Genomic DNA, 26,088 nt, shown 5'->3' on the forward strand with positions numbered 1-26,088 from the left:
GTCTCCCCCTTCTACACTATAATACACTAAAATATCTTGCCTCAGGGTGAGAAAATACCATAGCCGTCACAGATGCTTCTGGCTCCATCATAAATCCTTCTGTTAATGAAATACCTATTTCTTCTGGATGAATAAGGCGAAATAACTTTTCTTGATCTGCAAGTTCTGGACATGCTGGATAACCGAAAGATACTCGTATCCCTCTATATTTCGTACGGAAACGTTCTTCCATCGTCAGTTCTGGTGAATCTGGAATACCCCAGCGATCACGAATGAGCATATGTGTTTTTTCAGCAAGACCTTCTGCTAGTTCAAGCGCTAACGATTGAATGGCATGACTGCGTAAATAATCCCCCTTCGCCTTCCACTCTTCAGCAATGTCCCGAACGCCTTCCCCAACCGTAACAGATAGGAAAGCAACATAGTCCATCTCATCTCCAACTGGTCGTAAATAATCACCTAAAGTACGATATGGTGCTTTTCCTTGTCTTGGGAATGTGAAACGCTCTATAACACGCGTATGATCTTCTGGATCATATATTACAATGTTTTGTCCGTCACTTTGCGCTGGGAAAAATTGATACACCGCTTTCGGTTTTAACCAAGATTGTCCTTCCTGCAATAATTCATCTATTAAATCATTTAATTCGTGTGCTCTCTTATCTCCCTCTCGCAAAAGCTTCTTCACATTTCCTTTTAATCCAAGGTGATGTCCAAGTAGCATTTGTCTATTTAAAAATGGAGCGAGATGGAGGGCTGGGATATCACGTAATACAATTCGTTTTGTTGAATCAGGTATCATAACCTCTGCCTTCGCTAATGGCTCAATTACTGCTGGAATTTCTACTTTCTTCTCCTCTTTTTTTACGATATGAAGATGACGCTCTTTTTTATCTTGTTTCATCTTCTCACGCTCTTCTTCTTTTTGAAGCTTATTAATAATATCAAGACCAGTCATCGCATCACTCGCATAACATACGAGCCCTTTATATGATGGTGAAATACGATTTTCTGTAAATTTTCTCGTTAACGCTGCCCCGCCTACAACGATTGGAACATCAATATTTGCAGCTTTTAAATCTTCAGCAGTCGTTACCATTTGTTGCGCTGATTTTACTAATAAACCAGAAAGACCAATAATGTCAGGCTTCTTTTCTTGTACTTCTTGAACAATTCGATCCGAACGAACATTGATTCCTAAATTAATAATCTCATATCCGTTATTCGATAAAATAATTTCAACGAGGTTTTTCCCAATATCATGTACGTCACCTTTAACAGTTGCTAATAATACTTTCCCCTTTTTCGCACTCTCGCTAGATTCCATATGTGGCTCTAAATAGCTTACGGCAGCTTTCATACTTTCAGCACTTTGCAATACTTCGGCAACGATAAGCTCATTATTATTAAATAATCGTCCCACCTCATCCATTCCTGTCATAAGTGGGCCATTAATAATATCCAAAGGTTTTCTCCCTTCTGTAAGTGCGAGACTTAAATCTTCTTGTAGCCCTTGTTTCGTACCTTCTACAATGTAATTTGCCAGCCTTTCATCAAGAGTTAATCTTTCTTGGGTAACGACATCTTTCTTTTTTGCCGCGCGATAAAAATTTGTAAATTCTTCTAACGTCTCTTGCGTCGTTTCAAAAAGTAGTGCATCAGCAAGACGTTTTTCTTCCTCTGGAATTGACGCATACCGTTCTAATTTTTCCGTATTCACAATCGCGTAATCTAATCCTGCTTTCGTTGCGTGATATAAAAAGACGGAATTTAATACTTCTCGGCCAGCTGGTGGTAAACCAAAAGATATGTTACTTACACCTAAAATCGTTAAACACTCTGGTAAGGCTTCTTTAATAAGGCGAATTCCTTCTATCGTCGCTGCCGCTGAACCAATATATTCTTCATCACCTGTACCTACAGGAAATACAAGTGCATCAAAAATAATATCTGACGGGCGTATACCATATTTCGTCGTCAATAACTCATAACTTCTTTTCGCGATTTCGAGTTTTCGTTCTGCACTAACCGCCATACCATCTTCATCAATTGTTCCTACAACAATAGCAGCACCATATTTCTGAAGAAGCGGCGTCACTTTTTTAAATCGTTCTTCTCCATCTTCTAAATTAATTGAGTTAATAACAGCTTTTCCTTGAATATAAGTAAGAGCTCGCTCCATCACATTTTCATCTGTTGAATCAATCATAATCGGTACTTTTAACACTTTCGTAACTTCTGCCAAGAAGTTTTCCATATCTTCTATTTCATCGCGATCAGGATCTGCCATACAAATATCAATAATATGAGCATTTTTCTTCACTTGCGCTCTTGCGACTTCAGCAGCCTCTTCAAATTTCCCTTCTGCTACTAATCGTTTAAATTTACGTGACCCAATAACGTTTGTTCTTTCACCAACAAATAATGGTCTCATAGAGTCATCATATTGAAGTGCCTCTAATCCACTAACCCCGTGTCCAGCTCTTTCGTGGTGTTCACGCGGCTTATGAGAAGCTAACGCGGATTTCATTGCTTTTATATGTTCTGGTGTTGTGCCACAACAACCACCGATAATATTAACCCATCCTTCTTCAGCAAATCGCTTCACTTTTTCAGCGAGAGAAGATGGAGATTCATGATAATGTCCATCTTCATCAGGAAGACCTGCATTTGGATAACAAGAAATGTAACACTCCGACAAATCAGATAGTGAACGAATATGGTCTCTCATAAACTCTGGACCAGTCGCACAGTTTAATCCAACAGATAATGGCTTCATATGTTCTACTGATAAGTACAAAGCCTCAATTGTTTGCCCAGCCAGAGTCGTTCCCATCGGTTCGATCGTTCCCGAAATCATAATAGGTACAATTTTATTTAGCTCATCAAAAGCTGCTTGAATTCCAATATAAGCAGCCTTCACGTTACGCATATCTTGACTCGTCTCAACGAGTAATACATCTACGTCGCCATTCAATAAGCCTCTAGCCTGCCGTGTATAGGCTTCAATTAATTCTTCAAACGTCACACCACCTGTAACGCTAATCGCTTTCGTTGTTGGTCCCATTGCTCCCGCAACATATACTTCCTTCCCGCTTTCTTTGACCGCTTGCTTCGCTAAACGTGCTGCCTTCTCATTTAATTCCTCATCTAAATGAGACAACTCATAATCACTTAATACAATATTCGTCGCCCCAAATGTATTTGTTTCAATAATATCCGCTCCAGCTTCAATATAAGCTTTATGAATCTTTAAAATGACATCAGGCCTTGTTTCTACTAAATATTCATTACAGCCTTCGTACTCTTCTCCTCCGAAATCTTCCGCAGTTAAGTCCTCTTGCTGGATCATCGTTCCCATTGCACCATCTAATATTAAGATGTTATTTTGTAATTTTTCTTCTATACATTTCATCAGTTAATACCTTCTTTCACTTCTTGCTTTTCTCTCACATATTTAACAAGATGTTCTGTAATTTCATATTTTAGAAATGGTGTAATAAGATAGATGCCGTTAAAATACTTCATCGCCGCATCGATTAATTCTTGTGAAATGAGAATTCCTTCCTCAATTGCTGCCTCTTTCGTTTCATGTCCGTCCATTCTCTCCCTTATTTCTTCAGGTAGTGTAATACCCGGTACCTCAAAATGAAGGAAATCTGCATTCCTTTTACTTATTAATGGCATAATCCCAATAAAAATAGGTTGTTCCAAATGCTTTGTCGCTTCATACACTTCTTCAATTAACGCAATATCATAAATTGGCTGAGTTAAGAAATATTCCGCTCCAGCATCTATTTTCCGTTCCATTCGCTTAACCGCTGCTTTTAAATGTCTTACATGCGGATTAAACGCACCTCCCACTGAAAACCTTGTTGCTGGACCAATTGATTTCCCTAAAATCGAGCGCCCGTCGTTCATTTCTTTAATCATTTTAATGAGCTCAATAGAGGACAAATCATATACAGAAGTGGCACCTGGAAAATCACCAACGCGTGCTGGATCCCCAGTTAAAGCTAACACTTCTTCCATACCTAATGCTGATAGGCCTAGTAAATGAGATTGTAGTCCGATGACGTTATGGTCTCTACACGTTAAGTGCGTTAATACCGGAATATCGTGCTTCGTTAATAATGCCCCCATTGCCATATTCGAGATGCGAGGCGATGCTAATGAATTATCTGCTAGAGTAATAGCATCTGCACCAGCTCTTTTCAATGCTCTTGCTCCTTCAAAAAATCGCTGCGTATCTAACGTTTTCGGTGGATCTAATTCCACTACTACTGTCGTTTGTTTTTTTGCTTTCTCTGCTAAAGTGACATGAGCTTTCGAACGTTTTTCATGTGTATGAACTACTTTCGGTCTTTGAATCGTATCCTTTTCTATTACAGGCGTAATATTTAGAGTAGCACGTTTCATACTTTCAATATGTTCTGGAGTAGTGCCACAACAACCACCCAATAACCGGATACCTTGCTCAATAAATTTCGGTGTCATCGCTTCGAAATAAGCCGGACTTCCCTCATATACGTAGCGTCCCTCCACATAATTCGGGAGACCTGCATTTGGATATGCTGACAAGTAGCCATTTTGAGGAATCGATATCATTTTAAAAGCTTCCGTCATATGAAGTGGCCCTAGTTGACAGTTCAATCCAACGACATTTGCACCGTAATCTAAAAGCTGTTTTAATATTTCATTTACATCATTTCCATTTTGAGTCGTACCTGCCTCATGTAACGCTAATTGAGCTACAATTGGAATATTCGTTTGTTTTCGTAACACCTGAACAGCATGAAGTAATTCAAACTCATCATAGAAAGTCTCTAATAGCAGTCCATCAACCTGTTCTTCTAGTAATGCACTTGCCTGTTCCAGTAACATAAATTCTCGCTCCATATCAGTTGTCGTAACAGCTCCGATATGTTTCATACCACCAATTGTCCCTAAAATTGCATTTCTATCTGTAACAGATGCTTTCGCAATCTTCACTGCCGCTTTATTAATTTGAACAACTTGATTCTCTAAGCCATACATACGTAATTTCGCTTCATTTGCTCCGTACGTATTTGTTTGAATCACATCTGCCCCAGCAGCTACATATTGTTTATGAATCGATATAATTAAATCTGGATCAGATATATTCAATTCTTCAAAACTACTTTGCAAACCATGTGAATGTAATAACGTCCCAACCGCACCATCACCTATTACAATTCCTTTTGATAATAAATCTAGTAATTTCACAAATCTCCCTCATTTCTATCAATATAAAAAACCCCCTCTTCACTTTGAAGAGGGGGACATAATTGTTCCTCCTCTTATTATGCAAAACATTCGTTTTGCAGGTATTAGCACCGTTTCAAACATTTCGTTTAAAGGTTGCCGGGTTTCACAGGGCCTTTCCCTCCACCGCTCTCAATAAGAGTTTGTCTTTATTATTTTATTTATGTAGCTAAAAGGAAATACGTTCCCCTTTTAACAATGTTTGTTAATTTTTTAATAAATTTAGCATGCACAAATGCAAAAGTCAATGACACTTGCGGAAAAATAAAAATTATTTAAAATAAAGTTGCAATTCAATTATCTTTTGTTGTAAAGTTAAAAACATAATAAAATTTCATACGAACATTCTTATCTAGAGAGGTAGAGGGACTGGCCCTTTGACGCCTCAGCAACCATTAACATTTGTTAATAAGGTGCTAATTCCAGCAAATTGTGAAAGATTTGACAGATGAGAAGAAGACTCTATTCAAACCGAAAGCCTTCTTCTTTAGAAGGCTTTTTTTATTTTACATTCACTTAATTGTTAATTTAAAAAGGAGGAATTTTCACATGTCAACTATTGAAACAAAACTAGCACAAATCGGAAACCGGAGCGAAACTACAACAGGAACTGTTAACCCACCTGTTTATTTTTCAACTGCTTATCGTCACGAAGGAATTGGTAACTCTACTGGCTTTGACTATTCACGAACTGGCAATCCAACTCGCGGTCTTTTAGAGCAGGCAATCGCAGATTTAGAGTACGGTGAACAAGGTTATGCCTGTAGTTCAGGGATGGCAGCTGTTCTCCTCGTCCTTTCCCTATTCCGTTCCGGAGACGAACTTATTGTATCTGAAGATTTATACGGGGGCACTTATCGATTATTTTCTGAGCACGAAAAAAAGTGGAATGTTCGATGTAGATACGTAAATACACAATCTATTAAACAAATTGAGCAAGCTATCACAACTGAAACGAAAGCTATTTTCATAGAAACTCCAACTAATCCGTTAATGCAAGTTACTGATATTGCCGCTGTCGCAACTGTAGCGAAAAGACACGGACTACTTCTTATTGTAGACAACACATTCTATACGCCTTATATACAGCAGCCATTAACAGAAGGTGCCGACATTGTACTTCATAGCGCAACGAAATATTTAGGGGGACATAACGATGTCCTAAGCGGACTTGTCGTTGCAAAAGGAAAGGAACTTTGTGAGGAAATCGCTCATTATCATAATGCCTCTGGTGCGGTCTTAAGTCCATTTGACTCATGGCTATTAATTCGTGGTATGAAAACGTTAGCGCTTCGCATGAGACAACATGAAGAAAATGCAAAAGCAGTTGTTGCTTATTTAAATGATGAAGACGGGGTGACAGATGTATTTTATCCTGGAAGAGGCGGCATGATCTCATTTCGTCTGAAAGATGAAACATGGATTAATCCATTCTTACAATCTTTATCCTTAATTACATTTGCTGAAAGTCTTGGTGGTGTTGAAAGTTTAATGACGTATCCAGCAACGCAAACACACGCTGATATTCCTGAAGAAATCAGAACAGCAAACGGTGTATGTAATCGTCTTCTGCGATTTTCCGTTGGCATTGAAAATAGTAACGATTTAATCCAAGACTTAAAGCAAGCCATTAAACTTGTAAAAGAAGGTGTAAGAATATGAGTTATTCTATAGATACACTCTTACTGCACAACCAATATAAACATGACTCGCAAACAGGAGCTGTTAACGTTCCCATCTATAATACATCAACATTCCACCAGTTTGATGTAGATACGTTCGGAAAATATGACTATAGTCGCTCTGGTAACCCAACTCGTGAAGCTCTTGAAGATATCATTGCTTTATTAGAAGGAGGAACAAAGGGATTTGCCTTCGCATCAGGAATTGCAGCGATTTCTACTGCATTCCTCCTTCTTTCACAAGGCGATCACGTACTCATTTCAGAAGACGTATACGGAGGAACTTACCGAATTATAACTGAAGTGCTCTCCCGTTACGGTGTGTCACATACATTTGTTGATATGACAAATGTAGAAGAAATAAAGCAAAACATTAAGCCAAACACAAAACTCTTTTATGTGGAAACACCCTCTAATCCACTTTTAAAAGTGACAGATATTCGTGCTGTTTCTAAACTTGCAAAATCTATTGACGCCCTTACTTTTGTTGATAATACATTTTTGACACCACTATTCCAGAAACCACTTGATTTTGGCGCCGATGTCGTTCTTCATAGTGCCACAAAATTCATTGCCGGTCATAGTGATGTTACTGCCGGATTAGCGGTTGTAAAAGATGCCGAACTCGCTCAAAAACTTGGATTTTTACAAAATGCATTCGGCGCTATTTTAGGTCCTCAAGATTGTTCTCTCGTACTTCGCGGTCTAAAAACATTGCATGTACGTCTTGAGCATTCAGCTGCAAACGCCAATAAAATTGCACATTATTTACAAGAGCACGCTAAAGTTAAAAATGTCTATTATCCTGGCTTACAAACACATCTTGGATTTGATATTCAACAATCTCAAGCTACATCAGCCGGAGCTGTCCTATCTTTCACTTTACAATCAGAAGACGCACTCCGCCAATTTTTATCAAAAGTAAAATTACCTGTCTTTGCAGTTAGTTTAGGAGCTGTCGAATCGATTCTTTCCTACCCAGCTAAAATGTCACATGCAGCACTGTCGCAAGAAGCTCGTGATGAAAGAGGGATTTCTAATTCATTACTTCGGTTATCCGTCGGCCTTGAAAATGTTGACGATTTAATATCCGATTTTGAAAATGCCCTTTCTTATGTAGAAGAACCTGTAAATGCATAGAACGAACAGAAGATATGAAATTAAGTTTTCATATCTTCTTTTTTATACCGTTAAGTATATTTTTTACTTTTCGTATAGTCCATAAAAAAACAAAAGAGCACCATCTATTTCTAAATAATGAATTAATTGATATATTAAGAAGTAAAAAAGGGGGCAAAAATAATGGATACTTGTGCAGATGTTTTAATCGTTATCGATTTACAAAATGGAGTATGTTATAGCGAAGAGCATTTATTCGATTTACAAAATTTACTTACAAAAGTAAATAAAAGAATTTCTTCATACAGAAAATCAAATAAACCAATCATTTTCATTCAACATTGTGACGATGATTTAGTACCCGAAAAAGAACTTTGGGCTATTCATGCTGATCTAGATGTTCAGGAACAAGATTTTTTTGTAAGAAAAACACATGCCAATTCATTTTATAAAACAAACTTGAAAGAGATTTTAGAACAATTATCTGTACACCGTATTGAATTTTGTGGTGCCCAAACAGAGTACTGTATGGATGCTACGATTAAATTTTCCCATGGACTAGAATACGAAAACTTCATGGTACAGAAAGCAACCTCTACGTTAAATAATCCATTTATGTCCGCAAAAGAGACAATTGATTTTTATGAGAACATATGGAACCGCAGATTTTTAAAGCTGATAAAAGATGAACTCTAGAATATATAACTAATGTCTTGGTAATTCTAAAATTTATCAGCTATACTCAAATATTTTGTTATCACCATAAAGAAGCTGACTATATTCAGCTTCCTTTCTTTTAACCTGTTTTATATTCTATATATAACATTATAATTCCTTTTTCTTATTATTTTAAAAATTTTGTATATTCATTTGAAAGAATAAGAAAATCATGATAAAATTGTGTTACAAATATATCTATATCTTTCAATTTTTAAAACGCATCGAAATTTTCGCCCAAAAATGTCATTTTACAAAACCATGCAAATTTATCTACTTTATTTACATCAGGGTCTCTTTTCTTACAATTTCTTTACTTTAGGACTTTTTTTCTGCAACAACTGTTTCCTTTTCTTTAATTTTTTGGTATGTATAGTATGGTATAACAGCTCACACGGAGGTGGAAAAGAACATGTTAGAAACCTTTCAAAAAGAAATAGAACTATATGAAAGCAATGCAGAATTATTGAAAGTACTTGCTCATCCTGTTCGCTTATGTATTGTAAAAGGATTAATTGAACGTGGTCCGAGCAACGTTTCAACAATGTACACTGGCTTAAACATGCCACAATCTACAATTTCACAGCATTTAGCAAAATTAAAAAGTGCTAAAATCGTTTCAAGTGAAAGAAAAGGATTGGAAATTTATTACAAAGTAGAAAACGAGACAATTATTCAACTCGTTCGCGTATTATTAGGTTAAGAGCTCATAAACAGAGAAAAAGGGCGTATTTTATATTTTTTATCTCATATCTTTAATATAAATATATATCATGAGAGGAAATATATGATGCTACATAATTAAAAAGTCGTATTAAAAAACAAGACACAGAAATATGCTGTGTCTTGTTTTTTTATATTTTCAAATACTGATCCAAGTGTAACTGTTGCATATGTTTCGTATGTATCACAACATCAAATGCACTCCCTAATCCTCCGCTCAAAATCATAGAACGAACTGCACGATTTTGTTTTTGAGTTTCAGAAAAAGGATTTCGATCTTGGTGACCCGTAAGCTGATCTAATATTCCTGCTGCTAACAAAAACTCAGATTGCTTCTTATGCCATACTATATTCATGCCTTGCAGGCTAAACATCTCTTTCAGTTCGTCCCAATGAATATGAGTAGTAAGATCCATTTCACCTGGATGCTCTAAAGGATTACGGATTAACTTATGCTCGTAATATCCTCGTAAACTTCCTTCTTGATGTGCAGGCTGCATCCATTCTTCTTTTGTGTATCCATAATCAACGGTAATACATACACCTCGTTGAAACCATTTCGCAATTTCTACTATATATTCTTCCATCGCAAGTGGCACTTCAAAACGCTGACCTTCAGCAAGATGAATATTATATTTCAATAAGTATCGACCAATATTTTTCTGTAGCGGTCTACATACTTCTGCGAGTTTCCCTTCCTCTGTGTACGTAATGCGTACTTCATACAATATTCCATTTCTCTTCTCAATTACTTCAACAGGAAATGCATCAAATAACTCATTCGAAAAAAGAATCCCTTCGAATGATTCTCCCATTTCACTATGCGACGTATAATACGACACATTAGAAAACGAACAAAGATTTTTCTGCTGTAAGTTTCTATGAAAAGGGCTCATTTCAATCATTGAATAGTTTAAATCAATAAAGGTTTTTGGAGATACTTGCTTCCACTCTTGTAAAACATCATAGGCAAACCTTCCTGTTCCCCCACCAATCTCACAAATATTCGGAGCAACTTCACCATTTTCAACAAGACGAATAAAAAACTTAGCAAATGTTTTTGCAAAAACAGAGGATACGTTGCTACTCGTAAAAAAATCCCCTTGTCTTCCAATTTTTTCACGTTCCTTCATATAATAGCCATGTCCCTCTGTGTACAATACGAGGTTCATATACGTACTATATGAAATTGAATAATCCTTCTCTTTCTCCATCCATTCTTTTAAAATGAGCTCCATCTCCATACTAGCTCCTTACTGTAAAAATGGATTATTTTCTTTTTCAAAACCAATGCTTGTTTCTGGACCATGTCCACATAGCACCGCTGTTTCATCTGGTAATACAAATAATTTTTCTTCAATACTTCCAATCAATTCAGCAAAACTTCCACCGGGTAAATCTGTTCTTCCGATGCTCATTTGGAACAATACATCACCAGAAAATACAGCATTCGCCTCTTTACAATAATAAGAAATACTGCCTGGAGAATGTCCTGGCGTCTCAAAAATCTCAAAATTAAATGAACCAATTGCTAATGCACCTTCTGCATTAATAATATGATCTGCTGGTTTTGCTGTAATACTGCGATTCATCATAAAAATTTGAGAGCCATTTACAGTTGCATCGCCTAACCAATCTGCTTCTTCTTTATGTACGTACACAGGAATATGAAAAGCGTCTCTTACCGCGTCAACAGCACCAATATGATCAAAATGAGCATGTGTTAATAAAACAGCAAGTGGCTTTAATTGTTCTTCTTGTAAATATGTAACGAGCTTCTCTCCTTCGTGACCAGGATCAAAGATAATACACTCATTTTGATCATTCGTTAAAATATAAGCATTCGTTTGTAATGGGCCTAACGGCATTTGTATCCATTTCATATGAAAATCTCCTCCAATTATTAAACTTACTTTCAATGATACAACATTTTTTTCTCTTAGGAAAAGAAAGGATGCTATCTCGACAATCATTTTTAAAACATGTACAATATAAAAGAGTTAATATTCTAAAAACTCATATTGAGGAATGGGTAGACAGAGGAGGATATTGTATGGGCCTTGTTATTATTTTTGCGCTAGTCACTCTGTTAGCTGTATTCGCTACGCTTAGAACTCTTCGCGAAAAAAACTTATTCGCGGGCGGCTTTGCAATTGCAACTGTACTCGTTTTCGGATGGTTTACGATCATGACTGTTCTATATAACGGGTACCCACCAGCAGCTTAATTCATTTACATGTTATTCTTCATCAAGATTTCACACAAAAAGAGGAAGGGTTTCCCCTTCCTCTTTTCATATTTCACAACTTATACCATCTTCGCTTCGTATTTGTGCTTTTTTACAAGCCAAGCTCCTCCGATAACACCTGCATCATTACCAAGTATTGCAATCGCTAACTTTGTGCTCTTTACAGCACGTGAGAAAGCATATTGCTCGAAATAACGTTGAATTGGCTCTAATAGTGCATCTCCAGCTTTAGACACGCCCCCGCCAATAACAATTTTCTCTGGGTTCAACGTACTAGCAAGGTTCGCTACAGCTAACCCTAAATAAGAAGCTACTTTTTCTACTACTTCGCCTGCTAGCTCGTCACCTTGTCCAAGTGCCTCAAACACATCTTTTGATGTAATACGCCCTTCTTCTGCTAACATAGAACGTAGAACACTCTCTTTATTAGTCTCTTGTATTTTTTGCATAGCAACACGCACAATACCCGTTGCAGATGCTACAGTTTCTAAGCAACCAGACTTCCCGCAATTACATGGGAAAGCATTCTCTGTAACTACTGTAATATGTCCAATCTCACCAGCAGCTCCGCTTACGCCGTGTACAATCTCACCATTGGCGATTACACCACCACCAACACCAGTGCCAAGTGTCATACAGATTAAATCTTTTGCTCCTTCACCAGCACCTTTCCACATTTCACCAAGCGCTGCTAAGTTTGCATCATTATCAATAACAACAGGTAATCCTGTTTCTACTTCTAATAAATCTTTTAACGGATAGTTTTTCCATCCTAAATTGACCGCTTCATAAATCATTCCAGACGCCACGTGTACAGGACCAGGAGCTCCCATACCAATACCGATTAACTTGCTTTTCAATTCACCTAACTCTTCTAACTTTTTATCAATAGCTTTCGCTACATCAAGCGTAATATGTTTTCCTTGCTCATTTGTATTCGTAGGGATTTCCCACTTATGTAAAATTTCACCGTACACATTAATAAATGCTAATTTAATTGTTGTACCACCAAGGTCAACCCCAACTAACCATTTCTCTTCCATGTTGCTTACCTACCTTTATCTAATTCTTATTTAGCTCTTTTTGAATTTCTTGCTTCAATAAAAATAAAGCTGTTTGATAGTCTTGTGGATCGATTAACTGTGATTGATTTAATTCACGCAATTCATCTTGCATTAATTGTAAATCTGCAATTCGATCACCCGTATAAATAATCGTACCAAATTTCTTTAGCAATTGCTGAATATCATAAATAGATACCATTTTATCACCCTCTATGCTCACTTACTATAAAAAATTATAATAAGAAAACGTTCACATATTTTATTATAATCAAGAAGAAAAAGTCTCGTCAATTTTTATTTGTCTATACAAGCCCATTTTTAACCATTGTTCCTTTTTCTGTAATAATTTTTTCTACGTTTTTATCAAACGGCTCTACTGGAATATGTTCTACTATTTGAAAACTATAAGCTAATGATAGCGTTTTCCCTTTATAATGCAAGAGATAACGATCATAATACCCACCGCCATATCCAATCCGTTCTCCTCGCTCTGTATAAGCTACACCTGGCACGATTTGAAGATCAATGTCATCTGCATTCACTTCTTCCGTACGCGCTGGAATTGGTTCACGTAAATTCATATACACTATTTCTAATTGATCAAAATTACTAATTTGCCGGAAAGACATCGTTCGTGTTTCTTTATTACACTTTGGAACAACAACTTTCTTTCCTTCTTCCCAAGCTTTTTCGATAATAGCATATGTATTCACTTCATTTTCCATTGAGAGAGTGATTCCAACTGTTTTAGCTTCAGCCCACTCTTTTTGCGCATACAACGAAAATGCAATTTGCTCTGATAAAGTTGTATACCGTTCTTCTGATAAAGAATTCATGTGCTCTATTATTTGTTTACGTAAACGTACTTTCTCTTCTCTCACACACTTTCCCCCTCACAGTGATACTTTGCTCTACGATGATAGTGTATCACTTTTAACAGAGGAATCGAATAAAAAAAGAAACAGTAGGAAAATATTCCTACTGCTTACTTTGTTTCACGGTGTAACGTAGACTTCTTGTCACGCTTGCAATACTTTTTAAGCTCGATACGCTCAGCGTTGTTACGTTTGTTTTTCTTTGAGATATAGTTACGATCTCCGCATTCTGTACATGCTAGAGTAATATTCACACGCATTCTTATTCCCTCCAGTACTAATAACTTAAATCAGACTATACTATAATACCACTTTTAAAATAAAAATTCTACACCTTTTGATATTGTCTAATTTTTTCTATAAGATTTTTCATGTTTTCCCTTGCTATTACTGGGTTTCTGGCATGCGAATACACTAAAAATTTCGGTTGTTTTGTGTCAGAAACGATATAAGACCACTCTTTTTCGGTATATTTGAACTGTACTCCTTCAAATATACCTTCTTCCTTTCTTTCCATATCAGCCAATAATTTCCTCATTACTTTTCCTTTTTCATTCCATGAACATACAACTTCATCACAAAGTAGATAAAGCGGCGGTGATTGCTCTACTATGCTGAGAAATGTTTTCCCCTGCAATGCTATTAACTCGAATAATTTTCCAATTCGATATAAAATATCTCGCTTCCATCTCGCTTGAAACGACTTTTTTTCATCCTGCGTATAAAATAGAAGGTAACATTCTCCTAATTTCAAAGACATCGGGTAAATATTTCCTGCTGATTCAAGTAATAAATCTGGAATATCTACCTCTTCAAAATCTGTTCCTTGGTAAATATTACTATGATTATCATATAACTCGAAATAATTTCCTTGCTCTGAAAACATAAGTGCCATATTTGCTTTGCTTGATTTCATCAAAGCTTTCACATGATCCTTTTGTTCGCCCGCATAAATCCATGTAACTGTGCATCCGAGCCTTTGTAAAAAGAGCATCAGTAAATGTTGTAACATATCATTCCTCTTATTAATAAGAAGATGAAACTTTTGTTTTTGTATTTTCTCAATATCAACGCGCTCTAATACAGCCTCTATATAATCATGTAAAGAAACGTGGACTAGCTTATTCCGCCCCATTTCTTTCTCACATACGTAATAAAACGACTCAGACATATATACTTGTTCTATCGCTTTTTGCTGCTTATACGTTAATTGTACCCCCTCCTTACCATATAACTTTATAACAACCTCTTTTTCGTTTTCCACTTGAATGAAAACCCCACCTGCACATTGTAAATCCTGAATGCTATACTGAAAAAGTGACTCGTTCATTTCTTTGCATTCCATCGTATGAATCCCGATACCATGAATCGCATGAAGAAAGAGATTTTTATAAGAAGTCGTTTCTATATGTTCTTGACTCCCAATTAATATACTTTCTCCTTTGGCAAAAAGAGATCCATACGCCATCGCAACCTTCACAATAAATTGAGGAGTGATTTCAACATTACCTCTTCCTACAATGCGGCTTTTTTGCAACCATCCTGCACTCTTTTCACTTTCTTGAACACCAGCCGATCCTACTACTGAATAGCTGTCAATCGCCTTATATGGCCATAGTTTTCCCTTTTGCTTAATTACCGTACTTTTCCCTATATGACAATGATCCGCTACAATGCTTTTTTGAAACAGTGTAACGTCATCTTCCACCATTGTATGCTCTCCTATGGTCGTTTCTAATAGCTCGCAATACTGACCAATGTGCGCATTTGCAAAAACAATACTTTTTTGAAGATGAGAATAACTTGAAACCACACTATTTTTCCCGATAATAGAGTATGGCTCAATTACAGCTCCAGCACCAATCTTTGCTCCTTCTCCAATAAAAGAAGGACCGTGAATTTTCGTTCCTTTTCCAATCGTCACACCTTCCCCCATCCATACCATCGGCAATACTTCCGTGTAAGGAATAGGTACTTGCAATTTTTTCGTTAACAAATCAAATTGTGCTTGTCGATATTGATCAAATGTACCGATATCTAACCAATAACCTTCTGACAAATATGCAAATAACGCGTTCTTATTTGCCAATAGCGGAAACACATCTTGACTGAAATCAAAAAACTCTCGGGGCGGTATGTAAGAAAAAATTTCTGGCTCCATAATATATATACCTGTATTCACAATATTAGAGACTACTTCATTCCAGCTAGGTTTTTCTATATATCGTGTAACCTCTTGTTCTTTGTTCATTACAACTAAACCGAATGAGAGTGGGTTTTCTACTTCCTTTACAAACATAGTTACCATTCTTTTCTTTTGTTCATGAAACATAATTCCTTCTGATAATTGAAAATCAGTTAACGCATCCCCGCTTATCACAACAAACGTTTCATCTAAAAATGTTTCCGCTTGTTTAATACTCCCTGCGGTTCCAAGCGGGGGAGAATCTTCAAAGTAGTACAAGTTAACTCCCCATTTGCTACCGTCACCAAAATATTGTTTAATGGCTGTACTCATATACTGAACAGTAATTGCAATTTCACGAATACCATGCTGACGTAATAATTCAATATTGTATTCCAAAACTGGCTTTTCTAATAATGGTAACATCGGCTTTGGAGTATTACATGTTAATGGTCTAAGGCGTCGTCCTTTTCCTCCAGCTAAAATAACCCCCTTCATATACTTCAGCCTCCACTTATATAATGATCAGTAACTTCATATACGATATGTATATTATCTACCCCGCATTAACTAGCAGTATAAAATGAAACTTTAATTAGTAGGGATTTTGTGCATCTCCCACTGATTATTAGCCCTGACCACTCGGGCTTTTACAGGCGGTAAAACTGTCTATATACATGTACCTTTTCAACACCACAAAAGAAAGCGCTTACCATTAACTTAGTAAAATATCCCTTAATAAGTGAACAACATATATGTCCTATTTTTTCCATTATATTATGATACATCTTATCATCATAAACTAAAGGAAACAACGAGCTTTTTTTGTCATGTTTTGACTAAAAAAAGCAGGTGATGTTTCACCTGCCTTTTTCTTTATTCATTTAATAAGTAATGCTTTCCTTTTACTAAATAAAAAATATTTTCAGCAATATTTGTAATATGATCTGCTACACGCTCGATATATCTCGCCACAAAGGATAATTGTGTAATTTGTGTAATTGCTTCTGGTTGTTCTGGAACTGAAGATATAAATTCACGAATCGCTTTCCCATATATTTCATCAACTGAATCATCCATTTCGGCAATTTGTTTCGCAAAAGTTAAATTTTCTTGCTCATATGCTTCTAGCGCTAACTGTAGCATCTTATTTGCAATTGCAAACATTTCATCAAGATTGTGCAAACTCACAACCACCTCTTTTTCCCCGAGACGAATTGTTGATTTCGCAATATTAACAGCATGATCTGCAATACGCTCTAAATCTGTCGCTGTTTTAATTGAAATGAAAATCCTTCTTAAATCACTTGCTACAGGTTGCTGCTTCGTAATAAGCATAAGCGCAAGGTCATTTATTTCCTCTTCTAAATTATCCATACGATAATCACCATCTATTACCTCTAACGCTTTCTCTACATCCCTTTTATGAAGACCTTCCATAGCAAGCAATAAAGCTTCCCTCGCTAGCTCTCCAAGCTCAATCACCTTTTGCTGTAACATTTTTAAATCACATTGAAACTGTTCTCTTACCATCGTTTCTTCCCCCTCAATATTATGTGCCATTATATATAGATCTCCTACCTAGCCTACTTGTAATAAGCCTTAAGATAGGAGAAGTATTACTTCTCTAATTAAATGAGGTAAAAATAAGAAATACCCTCTGTTAAGAGGGTATTTACTCTTATCCTTGCAACGATATCAACCGAATCGGCCTGTAATATAATCTTCTGTACGCTTATCTGAAGGTGTCGTAAATAATTTATTTGTATCTGTATACTCCACAACTTCTCCACTTAAGAAGAAAGCAGTTTTATCTGAAATACGTGCCGCTTGTTGCATGTTATGCGTTACGATCACAATACTAAAGTCTTTCTTTAACTCTTGAATTAATTCTTCTACTTTTAATGTTGAAATTGGATCTAGTGCCGATGTTGGCTCATCCATTAAAATAACGTCTGGTTCAATTGCTAAACAACGTGCGATACATAGACGCTGTTGCTGTCCACCAGATAAACCGTATGCATTATCATGCAAACGATCTTTTAACTCATCCCAAATCGCTGCTCCACGTAAACTTTTTTCAACAATTTCATCCAATGTTTTTTTATCACGAATACCATGAATTTTCGGGCCATATGCTACATTTTCATAAATAGATTTCGGAAATGGGTTTGGCTTTTGGAACACCATTCCCACATGAGTTCTTAATTCTTCAACTGGGTATGATTTTTCAAATATATTGCGCTCTCTGTATTCAATTACACCTGTAGTTCGCACGATTGGTACTAACTCTACCATACGATTTAATGTTTTTAAGTACGTTGATTTACCACAACCACTTGGCCCGATAATTGCTGTAACTTCATTCTCATGAATGCTTAAGTTAATATCTTTTAAAGCATGGTCTTCTCCGTACCATAAATTTAAGTTTTTCGTATCAAATACTACTTTCTTTGGTGCAGTCTCGATTTTCTCCTCGTTTTTCACCTGTACATTTACTACTGTTGCTACCATTTGAATTCCCCTTTCATCCATTTCCAACTTATTTTCGATTTCGTAACCATAAGACAAATATATTGATAAAGAGTAATAAACCTAACAAAACAATCATCCCAGCAGCTGCTACATACTGAAATTCTTCTTGCGGTCTACTCATCCAATTAAAAATTTGAATTGGTAAAACTGTAAATCTATCAAACATACTAAATGGAACATAATTTGCAAATGCAAGTGCCCCGATAACTAATAGCGGTGCCGCTTCTCCAATCGCCCTTGATATCGCTAACGTACAACCCGTTATAATTCCTGGGAAAGCAGATGGCAATACAATTTGATACATCGTTTGCCACTTCGTAGCACCTAATCCGTAAGAGGCTTCTAATAATGAACTTGGTACAGATCGTATCGCTTCTTGACTCGCTACAACAACTGTCGGTAAAACGAGTAAACTCATCGTCAGTGCCGCCGCAATAATACTCTCACCTAAATGAAGAGCATATACAAAAATAGTTAAGCCGAGTAATCCAAATACAACGGAAGGTACTCCTGCTAACGTTTGATTATTAATTTCTATTACCTTTTTAAATATAGATTCCTTCGCATATTGCTCTAAATAAAGAGCAGTTCCAACTCCAAATATAAAAGAGACTGGTATAACAATACTCATAAATAATATTGTTCCTGACAAAGCTGCAGCAATCCCAGCTTCTTTCGGATTACGCGAAGCGAAGTTTGTAAAGAAATCTAACGAAAGGTAACTTATACCTTTTTCAAAAATTTGAAAAAGTAAAATAAGCAGTATTACTATTGAAAACAAAATTGCTATATAAAATAACAATTTGTAAACTCGGTCTTTTAAAAAGCGTGATGCCATATTCTCTTGTATTTTTTTATGATTCAACATTCGCATATTATGTCACCCTCCTAAAGCGGCGCATAATAGACTGCGAAATGATGTTCATGATAAAAGTAAATAAGAATAAAGTTGCGCCTACAGCATACATGCTGTAATACGTAATTGTTCCGTGCGGAGCATCACCTAAACTCACTTGCACAATATAGGCTGTTAGCGTTTGAATAGAGTGTGTCGGATCGAGCGATACATTCGGTGTAGATCCCGCTGCAATTACAACGATCATCGTTTCACCAATTGCCCTGGAAACAGCTAATATGATCGCTGCCATAATCCCTGTAAAAGCCGAAGGAAACACGACTTGTTTTACCATCTCAAACCGAGTTGCTCCAAGTGCTAACGAAGCTTCTTTCGTTCCTTTCGCTACAGCTCTCATCGCGTCTTCAGATAGAGATGCAATTGTAGGTATCATCATAAAGCCAATAACAATACCTGGACTAATCGCATTAAAAAACTGTAAATCTGGTATAATCCGTTGTAAAAGTGGTGTGACAACTGTTAATGCAAAAAAACCATATACAATTGTCGGAATACCTGCTAATAGTTCTAACATCGGTTTTAATACTTTCCTTGCACCGTTTGAAGCATATTCGCTTAAAAATACAGCACACGCTAAACCGATAGGAATTGCTACGAACATGGCAATTGCTGTTACAAGGAACGTTCCACATATAAGTGGTAATATACCGAATTTAGGATCTTCAAAAAAAGGTAACCATTCTTTTCCCGTCAAAAAGGAGTGTAATGGTATTTTTTGAAAAAACATCAATGTTTCATTTGCCAATGTAAAAATAATTCCAAGTGTCGTTACAATAGACACGCTAGCAATTATTTTTAGTAATAATGGAACGATTCGATTGATTCGCTGCGTTTTTTTTCTTTGTTTTGTATTTCTTTCAATCAAATGTTGTACAGAAAATGTAATTTGACTTTTGTCATTATGAGCCAAAGATGAAAACCCCTTTCCACCCTGACATTACCTTTTTATTTCTGTTAACATCCGCAGCTGTTCATTGTATTTTTCTTTTGGTAATTTTACATATCCAACCTCTTCAGCAAGATTACCTACATGCTGAATCATAAACTCAATATAATTTGCTACATTCATTTTATTTCGGATAGATGCATCATTTACATAAGCAAATAACGGCCTAGATAATGGCTTATACTTACCTGATTGAATGGTATCTTTCGTCGGAAGTACACCATTCACTTTTATTGCTCTCACCTTATCTCGATTGGCCATATAATAAGCATATCCTACAAAAGCAATGGCATTTTTATCATTCATTACCCCTTGCATAATAACTTGATCATCTTCAGACAAAGAGACTTTTTTTACAATGCGACTATTTTGTAAGATGACATTTTGAAAATAATCATACGTACCAGAGTCTACACCTGGCGCATAAAACTTCACCTGTTCACGTGGCCATGATGAATGAATTTGTGACCATCGCTTTTCGCTTCCATCTTCACTCCATAATAGACGTAACTCGTCTACCGTCATATTGTCTACCCAAGTATTTTGGCGACTCACAACGATCGTAAGGCCATCGTAAGCGACTTCAAACGGTGTAAACTGAATGGAGTTTTTTTTCATCTCATTTTCTTCCACTTGTTTCATTGCTCTCGAAGCATTATTTATATCTACTTCTCCTTTACTGAAACGATTAAATCCTCCTCCTGTTCCAGAAACACTGATGGAAATTTTCACGTTTGGATGCACCTTTGTATATTCCTCCGCTACCGCTTCTATAATAGGAAAAACTGTTGAGGATCCATCAACTCTCACTTCTCCCATTTCATTCACAGCAAATGCAGTAGACGTGCCAACATAAAAGAAACATGTCGACAATATGAAAACTTTAATCGATGCACTTATCCATTTCACGTGTTCTTCCTCCTAGAAGTAACCGGAAATAACAGGATTACAGATATAAGAATACTGCTAAACTATTAATTCGGTTTTAATTGTTTGTAAAAGTTTTGTAAAGTTCCACAAGAATCAACATTAGGTGAAATTCTAATCCGTAGCCACCATTCATCTTCACTAATGATTGGTCCATAAAATCCTTATCCTCCATAGGGAAATGCATACGTATCATTTGCGAGGTCCCTTAATTTCCCGATATGATATGCTTGTCCACTTTATTAAAACGTATGCATGAACCATAAAAAAAAGCACACTATCTTTTCAGATAGTGTGCTTTTTTTACAACTTTTTTATTCATCATCTTGCTCTTTATTTTTCTTATCTATTTCATCTTTTGTAGCTTCGCCATTTTCTACCTTTTTCAAATCAAAGTACGCGTCCATAATGTCACGGCTAATATATCCATTAATACCTGATTTATCATCTACCCAAGGTACAACAACAGAAAATGCTACTTCAGGGTCTTCAAATGGCGCATAACCTACTAACGTTAAGTTATATGTCTCTTTGCGCTCACCTTTTGCATTTCTACCAATCTCTTTATCTCCGCCATACACAGTTTGAGCTGTACCTGTTTTACCAGCAGCTTTATATGGTGCACCTGTAAAGTATTTCGTAGCTGTACCACCAGTATCGTTAAATACTTGTCTAAATCCTTCTTGAACACGTTTAATTTGTGATTCAGGCATATCTACACGGTTTAGTACTTTCGGTTCCATTGAATGAACCACTTTTCCAACTTCATCTTGTTTCACTGCCGGTTGACGAATTTCTTTTACAACTTGCGGCTGCATACGGTAACCACCATTTGCAATTGTTGAAACATATTGTGCTAATTGAAGTGGTGTATACGTATCATACTGTCCAATTGATAAATCCAATAAGAAACCTGGCATATGATCTGTTCTACCTCTTTGTCCAGCCGTTTCATTCGGTAAATCAATGCCAGTTTTTACACCAAGTCCAAATTGACCGAAATAGTAACGCATCGTATCATATGATTTTTGTTTTATATCTAACGTACCGCCTCGTACATAGGGAACACCAGCAATATTCATCGCTGTTTTAAACATATAAACGTTTGAAGACATTTTTAACGCTGTAAGGTCATTAATATATCCCATCGTCTTCCAAGACGATTTTTTTAGCGGTCCTTTTAATACAATTGGTTCATCAAGTTGAACCGAACCTGGTTGAATAGCGCCTGTTTGATATCCAGTAAGTATTGTAGCGCCTTTTACAGTCGATCCCATCGGATAAGAACTTGTCATTGTTCCTAATGCGAAATCTTGTACTTTCGTTTCACCATTTTCATTCACTAACTGTTTCCCTGCCATAGATAAAACTTCACCATTTTTCGGATTCATCATTACAACGAATGCACGATCTAAAAGTGGTTGCCCACCTTTATATTTCAATAAACTTTTAGTGATAATTTCTTCTACACGCTTTTGTAATTCCATATCAATTGTTAAATTCAGATCATTACCACTTTGCCCTTTTGATACATTAATCGTTTCTAAAATATTACCATTTTTATCTGTAATATTTTTCACTTCCGCTTTCGTACCATGTAGGCTATCTTCATATTGCTGTTCAAGATAACTTTTTCCTACTCGTTCATTTCGATTATAATCACGAACAAGATAGTAATCTAGTCTTTCTCTCGGTAAACCTTCATCAGACGTTGACACCCCGCCAAGTACACTTCGGAATAAATCATCATAAACATATTTCCGATCCCAATCAACATTCGTATCTACACCCGGTAATGCTGCTAGATTTTCACTAATAATCGCATATTCTTCTTCTGTAGCATCCTTTTTAATGACTTGTGGCGTCATCGCATATCCGCCGTCCATTTTGCTTTTAATCGCTAGTATTTCTAAATCTTTTGCGGATAATTGATTCACTTCTTCTTCTGTCACGCGATTTCGTTGACGCTCATCTAATTCTTTATCGTCAATTTTTTTATCTTTAAACTCTTGACGATCTTTATTCGTAATTTTTTCTTTCGCTTCCTCTTTATGAATAGCAAGCCAATAATCTTTTTTATCACGATCTGTTAATTTATCTGTCGGTACTTCAATCAAATCTGCCAGCTTTTTCGCTGTTTCTAAGCGAGCCTCTGCAGTTGATCCTTTCATTTTTGTAAATGTAATCGTACGTACAGCTGCATTATCTACTACAGCTCGCCCATAACGGTCAAATATTTTCCCACGTGGCACAGGATTACTTATCGTCGAGTTCTCTTTCCTCTCCACTTCATTCTTATATTCCTCACCGCGAACAATTTGTACATATCCTAGCCTTACAATAACCGCGGAGAACATTAAAAACACGCAGAAAAACAGCACGTTTAACCGAAAAGGAACGTGAGTCTTTTTCTTTTGTTGTTTCTGCTTCTTGCTCATACAAACCCCCTCTACCAACAGCTATGTAATGTGAAAGGGACACCTTCATACAGGTGTCCTCACTGCTGTCTTACATCTTTTTCTATTCTAGCATAAAACAACCGAGAAGTTAACCTTCTGGTTCTGTTTGATTCTGCGCATTTGCTTGCGTTACAACACTTGTTTTACTTGCATTTCCCTCATCATATTTGACATTTTTAACTGCAAAATAAATAAGAAAATGTCCTGCACCTAAAATACATAATAAGTAAGGTAAACTTTTTTCGGGCGGAAAGAATAGTACAGCACATAAAAAACTTAAAATCGAGCAAATTCTTCCTGCATTTAACCATAATTCTCGGACAACTACATACTCTACACGCCACTCTCTCGCATTTTTCGCTCTGCCAATTACATCATATGTCATGGACCCGTACGGAACAAGCAAAATAGGGTATGCAACCGCAATACACGCTGCATAAATAAGTAATTTTGCGTATGTAACGTTGAATATAACTAAAAATACGACAGCATATAAAATAATGCCTCCAAGCAAAATTGCTTTTTTCCGCCACTCTTTCTTTAACATACGAGTGACTAAGTAGTAACATACAAATGATACAGCAGAATTTACTAAGCTATATTTTCCTAAGGCGAGTTCGCTATCCGTCGCTAAATACACGTACACGGAAATCACAAAAATAAACGTTCCCTCTCTCAACCCTTGGAAAAAATGAGCACGTGTAATTCTTCCCCAATTTTTATCAATCTGCCGCTCTTTCAATACTTGTACAATTTCATACCGTCCTTCACATTCTCTCTTAGATACAAAAAAGCTTAAAATAACAGCAATTGCAAATAACAGTAACGAAAGAAAGAATATGACCGTATAGCCACTCCATTTTTCCATACGTGAAATTGTGTATCCAGCTGCTATCGGTCCAATCATGCCAGAGAAGGATGTAAGAAGTCCAAGAAACCCATTAAAGAAATCTCTTGTTTCTGGTTCTGTAATCTCAAATGTTAATAAGTTAAACGCGAGCCAGTAAAAACCATATCCGACTCCTAAAAGAGCCCCCATTAATAAAATATAGTGAGAAGCGCTTTTTCCCGCTACTAAAACAACGATAAAAAAAATAGCTAACGTGCCTACGCCTATTCGTAACAAGATTGAGCGATCAATACGCTTCGCTAATTTCCCACCTATAAGAAATGTGAGAGGCTGTAATACAACGCTGGCCAAATTATACAGGCCAAGATTCACATAATTTTGTGTTTGTTTCCATAAATAAATGTTAACAAACGTATTCGATAAAGAAATTGCGAGCGTGTATAAACCTCCAATAAGGAGCAACAACACTAAATCCCGATTCACTTCAACGTCACCAATTATATGTTTCCACTTCATACACAACTCTCCTTTACTTCATGTTCTAGTCTTCCAAAGACAAGCCCAATTATGTAAAAGGAAAGCATAGAAAAAAGCTAGGAGCATTCTCCTAGCTTTTTCTATCGTTATTACAATTATTTTGCTTCTTGGTAACGTTTTTCAGCAGCGTTCCAATCTACAACGTTCCAGAATGCACCGATGTAGTCAGGACGACGGTTTTGGTAATTTAGGTAGTAAGCATGTTCCCAAACATCTAAACCTACAACTGGAGTTTTACCTTCAGTTAGAGGAGAATCTTGGTTTGGCGTGCTTGTTACTTCTAACTCACCATTGTTTACTACTAACCAAGCCCAACCAGAACCGAAACGAGTTGCGCCAGCTTTTGCGAATTCTTCTTTGAATGCATCGAAGCTACCGAATTTCGCTTCAATTGCAGTTGCAAGTTCGCCTACTGGTTGTCCGCCGCCGTTTGGAGATAAGATTGTCCAGAAGAATGTATGGTTAGCATGTCCGCCACCATTGTTACGTACTGCTGTACGGATTGCTTCTGGTACTTCGTTTAAGTTTGCAACTAATTCTTCTACGCTTTTGTCAGCTAATTCTGCATGACCTTCTAAAGCAGCGTTTAAGTTGGTAATGTAAGTGTTATGATGTTTTGTATGATGGATGTTCATTGTTTCTTTGTCAAAGTGAGGCTCTAAAGCATCATACGCATAAGGTAAATTTGGTAATTCGTGTTTTGCCATTGTTATATTCCTCCCAGTTTATGTATTGCCACTTAAGTGACATACAACTTCATTCTACCCTAATTGCCATAGGGTGCAAACAAATAAATCACATTGTCTTGCTATCATTAACGTAGCAAAAATCCCACTTCTTTTCAATTAAAATGCTCATATATTCCGTAAAAAAAGCTCCCTTCTACAAGGAAGCTTCCCACTGACATAATAAACATGCGAAATGGATATGGACCCTGTAGGACTCGAACCTACGACCGGACGGTTATGAGCCGTCTGCTCTAACCAGCTGAGCTAAGGGTCCACAATTATGTATGTAAC

General features: G+C 36.6%; 22 protein-coding genes, 1 tRNA gene and 2 riboswitches. Of the genes, 5 read left to right on the forward strand and 18 right to left on the reverse strand.

Translation table 11 applies throughout. The features are described 5' to 3' along the window. Positions 1-16 precede the first annotated feature (16 nt). The gene (gene metH, locus JDS82_RS02950; protein WP_199712617.1) at positions 17-3,415 is read right to left on the reverse strand and encodes a methionine synthase; all 3,399 of its coding nucleotides are present in this window, start codon (positions 3,413-3,415) and stop codon (positions 17-19) included. After that, positions 3,415-5,247 carry a bifunctional homocysteine S-methyltransferase/methylenetetrahydrofolate reductase gene (locus JDS82_RS02955; RefSeq protein WP_064056480.1) on the reverse strand — a complete coding sequence of 611 codons (1,833 nt, stop codon included), beginning with the start codon at positions 5,245-5,247 and terminating at the stop codon, positions 3,415-3,417. The genes metH and JDS82_RS02955 overlap by 1 nt, the downstream gene beginning before the upstream one ends. A 71-nt stretch (positions 5,248-5,318) precedes the next feature. Further along, positions 5,319-5,428, reverse strand: a riboswitch (SAM riboswitch). 203 nt (positions 5,429-5,631) lie between these two features. Further along, a riboswitch (SAM riboswitch) is annotated at positions 5,632-5,741 on the forward strand. Positions 5,742-5,835: 94 nt separating this feature from the next. Here JDS82_RS02955 and metI point away from each other — a divergent pair. The 4 genes from metI to JDS82_RS02975 all read left to right on the forward strand — a co-directional run bounded on the left by metI (position 5,836) and on the right by JDS82_RS02975 (position 9,507). Next, positions 5,836-6,948 carry a cystathionine gamma-synthase/O-acetylhomoserine thiolyase gene (gene metI, locus JDS82_RS02960; RefSeq protein WP_000103901.1) on the forward strand — a complete coding sequence of 371 codons (1,113 nt, stop codon included), beginning with the start codon at positions 5,836-5,838 and terminating at the stop codon, positions 6,946-6,948. Next, positions 6,945-8,108: a cystathionine beta-lyase gene (gene metC, locus JDS82_RS02965; protein ID WP_000122284.1), complete on the forward strand. Its 1,164-nt coding sequence runs from the start codon at positions 6,945-6,947 to the stop codon at positions 8,106-8,108. Before metI ends, metC begins: the two co-directional genes overlap by 4 nt. Before the next feature lie 162 nt (positions 8,109-8,270). Then, the gene (locus JDS82_RS02970) at positions 8,271-8,783 is read left to right on the forward strand and encodes a cysteine hydrolase family protein (protein WP_000379163.1); all 513 of its coding nucleotides are present in this window, start codon (positions 8,271-8,273) and stop codon (positions 8,781-8,783) included. 433 nt (positions 8,784-9,216) lie between these two features. Further along, positions 9,217-9,507, forward strand: coding sequence for an ArsR/SmtB family transcription factor (locus JDS82_RS02975; protein WP_000894375.1), 291 nt, complete (start codon positions 9,217-9,219; stop codon positions 9,505-9,507). Positions 9,508-9,658: 151 nt separating this feature from the next. Here JDS82_RS02975 and JDS82_RS02980 read toward each other — a convergent pair whose 3' ends face one another. Together JDS82_RS02980 and JDS82_RS02985 are read right to left on the reverse strand one after the other, a co-directional pair. Further along, positions 9,659-10,771, reverse strand: a complete 1,113-nt coding sequence (locus JDS82_RS02980; protein ID WP_000425117.1) for a class I SAM-dependent methyltransferase — start codon at positions 10,769-10,771, stop codon at positions 9,659-9,661. A 9-nt stretch (positions 10,772-10,780) separates the two neighbouring features. Further along, on the reverse strand, positions 10,781-11,410 hold the full coding sequence (locus JDS82_RS02985; RefSeq protein WP_000871245.1) for an MBL fold metallo-hydrolase: 630 nt from the start codon (positions 11,408-11,410) through the stop codon (positions 10,781-10,783). A 170-nt stretch (positions 11,411-11,580) separates the two neighbouring features. Here JDS82_RS02985 and JDS82_RS02990 point away from each other — a divergent pair, with 170 nt between their 5' ends. Continuing rightward, positions 11,581-11,754, forward strand: coding sequence for a DUF2759 domain-containing protein (locus JDS82_RS02990; RefSeq protein WP_000524847.1), 174 nt, complete (start codon positions 11,581-11,583; stop codon positions 11,752-11,754). 80 nt (positions 11,755-11,834) lie between these two features. Here the strand turns inward: JDS82_RS02990 and glcK are convergent, their stop codons facing one another. The 14 genes from glcK to JDS82_RS03060 all read right to left on the reverse strand — a co-directional run bounded on the left by glcK (position 11,835) and on the right by JDS82_RS03060 (position 26,071). Further along, positions 11,835-12,818: a glucokinase gene (gene glcK / locus JDS82_RS02995; protein WP_000391711.1), complete on the reverse strand. Its 984-nt coding sequence runs from the start codon at positions 12,816-12,818 to the stop codon at positions 11,835-11,837. A 19-nt stretch (positions 12,819-12,837) separates the two neighbouring features. Next, on the reverse strand, positions 12,838-13,038 hold the full coding sequence (locus tag JDS82_RS03000; RefSeq protein WP_000253699.1) for a YqgQ family protein: 201 nt from the start codon (positions 13,036-13,038) through the stop codon (positions 12,838-12,840). A 103-nt stretch (positions 13,039-13,141) separates the two neighbouring features. After that, positions 13,142-13,720 (reverse strand): 5-formyltetrahydrofolate cyclo-ligase, encoded by a 579-nt coding sequence (locus JDS82_RS03005; protein WP_001206435.1) that lies wholly within the window; start codon positions 13,718-13,720, stop codon positions 13,142-13,144. Positions 13,721-13,824: 104 nt separating this feature from the next. After that, on the reverse strand, positions 13,825-13,974 hold the full coding sequence (gene rpmG, locus JDS82_RS03010) for a 50S ribosomal protein L33 (protein ID WP_001265616.1): 150 nt from the start codon (positions 13,972-13,974) through the stop codon (positions 13,825-13,827). Between the two features lie 68 nt (positions 13,975-14,042). Then, positions 14,043-16,397: a sugar phosphate nucleotidyltransferase gene (locus tag JDS82_RS03015; protein ID WP_199712619.1), complete on the reverse strand. Its 2,355-nt coding sequence runs from the start codon at positions 16,395-16,397 to the stop codon at positions 14,043-14,045. A 378-nt stretch (positions 16,398-16,775) separates the two neighbouring features. Beyond that, positions 16,776-17,432 (reverse strand): phosphate signaling complex protein PhoU, encoded by a 657-nt coding sequence (phoU, locus tag JDS82_RS03020; RefSeq protein WP_033658807.1) that lies wholly within the window; start codon positions 17,430-17,432, stop codon positions 16,776-16,778. A gap of 165 nt (positions 17,433-17,597) precedes the next feature. After that, positions 17,598-18,413 (reverse strand): phosphate ABC transporter ATP-binding protein, encoded by an 816-nt coding sequence (gene pstB, locus JDS82_RS03025; protein ID WP_000226689.1) that lies wholly within the window; start codon positions 18,411-18,413, stop codon positions 17,598-17,600. A gap of 28 nt (positions 18,414-18,441) precedes the next feature. Then, positions 18,442-19,308, reverse strand: a complete 867-nt coding sequence (gene pstA, locus JDS82_RS03030; protein WP_001242549.1) for a phosphate ABC transporter permease PstA — start codon at positions 19,306-19,308, stop codon at positions 18,442-18,444. Position 19,309: 1 nt separating this feature from the next. Next, positions 19,310-20,260 (reverse strand): phosphate ABC transporter permease subunit PstC, encoded by a 951-nt coding sequence (pstC, locus tag JDS82_RS03035; RefSeq protein ID WP_000940907.1) that lies wholly within the window; start codon positions 20,258-20,260, stop codon positions 19,310-19,312. A gap of 27 nt (positions 20,261-20,287) precedes the next feature. Then, positions 20,288-21,205: a phosphate ABC transporter substrate-binding protein PhoX gene (phoX, locus tag JDS82_RS03040; protein WP_000871256.1), complete on the reverse strand. Its 918-nt coding sequence runs from the start codon at positions 21,203-21,205 to the stop codon at positions 20,288-20,290. A 332-nt stretch (positions 21,206-21,537) separates the two neighbouring features. Then, the gene (locus JDS82_RS03045) at positions 21,538-23,661 is read right to left on the reverse strand and encodes a peptidoglycan D,D-transpeptidase FtsI family protein (RefSeq protein WP_048565715.1); all 2,124 of its coding nucleotides are present in this window, start codon (positions 23,659-23,661) and stop codon (positions 21,538-21,540) included. Positions 23,662-23,770: 109 nt separating this feature from the next. After that, positions 23,771-25,048 carry an MFS transporter gene (locus JDS82_RS03050; RefSeq protein ID WP_193671994.1) on the reverse strand — a complete coding sequence of 426 codons (1,278 nt, stop codon included), beginning with the start codon at positions 25,046-25,048 and terminating at the stop codon, positions 23,771-23,773. 116 nt (positions 25,049-25,164) lie between these two features. Then, positions 25,165-25,776: a superoxide dismutase [Mn] gene (sodA, locus tag JDS82_RS03055; RefSeq protein ID WP_001052034.1), complete on the reverse strand. Its 612-nt coding sequence runs from the start codon at positions 25,774-25,776 to the stop codon at positions 25,165-25,167. 221 nt (positions 25,777-25,997) lie between these two features. Beyond that, a tRNA-Ile gene (locus tag JDS82_RS03060) sits at positions 25,998-26,071 on the reverse strand. Between the last annotated feature and the right edge of the window lie 17 nt (positions 26,072-26,088).

Source organism: Bacillus cereus group sp. N14 (genome assembly GCF_016483555.1).
GTDB lineage: Bacteria > Bacillota > Bacilli > Bacillales > Bacillaceae_G > Bacillus_A > Bacillus_A wiedmannii.